This is a genomic window from Rhizobium leucaenae USDA 9039, assembly GCF_000426285.1.
GTDB lineage: Bacteria > Pseudomonadota > Alphaproteobacteria > Rhizobiales > Rhizobiaceae > Rhizobium > Rhizobium leucaenae.
This window is the reverse complement of the sequence record NZ_AUFB01000093.1, coordinates 1-1,603: the sequence shown is the minus strand read 5'-3', so window position 1 is coordinate 1,603 and position 1,603 is coordinate 1. Positions and strand designations below refer to the sequence as shown.

Sequence of the window (1,603 nt, the reverse complement as noted above, 5' to 3'; positions counted from 1 at the left end):
ATGCCGGTCAGCTCGCCGCCGGCAACAATCTCACCTTCAACATCTCGGGCGATTTCTACAACAGCCCCTCCGGCCTCGTCTTTGCCGGCAACAACGCCAACCTTTTCGTCGGCGGCGTGCTCACCAATGATCAGGGGGCAATCGTCGCCAACAATGGACTGACCATCCAGGGAGCGGCAGCCGGGCAGCGCAATGCAGCAGTCACCAACGTCTCCGGCCTCATTCAGTCCGGTGGCGACATGTCGATCCTCACTGGGAATCTTATCAACAGGCGATCATCAACGCCGAGTTGGGTGACGGGCCAGTTGGTTTCCTCCGGTGCGGTTGTCGGTACCTTCGTGCTTAATCCGGCTGTCGCCGGCCAACCCTTCGCCTATCTGGAATCGACCGACCAAAATATGTTCCAGCTCTATGCGGGCGTCGATCCGGGGCAGTTCTCCGATTATCAACCGCTTTTGTATTCGGTCGCAACGCTTGCCGACGGCACCTCCTATCACGCCTGGACCTGGGTCAGCGACAGTGGTCCGACGGAGGTCCGACCGATCTTTGACTGGATCAAGGCTCGCGTTCCTAAAGATGCCAACGGCAATCCGGTCCTCGATCCAAACGACCCCTCCAGATACTTCATTGTCGATGAAGTCGTCCGCAGCGGCTCGGATACCAGCACGACCTATACCTGGGACGGCGGCGCCAATATCAGCCGATCGGTTTATGAGGATCGATTCACGGCACCGTTGAGCGCCGAAGCGGTGATCCGCGCAGGCGGCAACCTAACGATCGATGCCACCAATCTCACTAATTCCTACAGTTCGATCGAGGCCGACGGCAACGCGACGCTCAGGGGATCCGCGCTCACCAACGAGGGTGTTGCGCTCTATCGCACGACCATGCTGACCTGCAGCGCGGAAAGCGCATGCACGGCATACAATGCCAATGGTACCGCCGATCCGTCGCGCAACATTGCCAATGGTACCTCGATCGTCTCGAGTTCGCAGGTGATCGGCGGTGCGTCAGGCAACATCAAGGCAGCCGGTGCCCTTAGTCTCGCGTTCGGTGCAATCAGCAACAGCTCCGCGGCGGGATCCGTGTCCGGAGGGGCAGGCTTCGCCGCCCTAAGCAATCTTCGAAATCCGCTTTCAGCACTCAGCGGCATGACGGCGGGCGGTGCCCTGTTCAACGTCAATGCCGCCCTTGCTAATGTCGCCGCTAACGGTGGTGCGAGCCTCGGCAGCGGCTCGTCGCTTGCAGGCAGCAGCACAACGATCGGTGGCGGTCCGGCAATCAGCGGCAGCAACCTGACGACAAGCGGCGCTTCCATCAGCGGCGGCAGACTGACGGTCAATGGCAGCGCCTCGGTGAGCGGCAGTGGCGTGACGGCTGCTGCCGGCACTTCGGTGAATGGCAGCAACCTGACCGCTGCCAACGCTTCGGTGAGCAGCAACGGCGTGACAGCAGCCGGCGCTACATCGGTCAGCGGCAGCAGTCTGACGGCCACCGGCGGCGGCACCTCGATCGGTGGCAATGGTGTGACCGCAGCCGGCGGTGCCTCGGTTAACGGCAACAGCCTGACGGTCGGCGGCGCCTCGGTCAATCCGAACAGCCT

Annotated in this window: 1 pseudogene; it reads left to right on the top strand. The window is 61.9% G+C overall.

Going from position 1 to position 1,603, the window contains the following annotated elements:
• Positions 1-1,603, top strand: a pseudogene (locus K290_RS37765) (hemagglutinin repeat-containing protein); the annotation flags it as partial.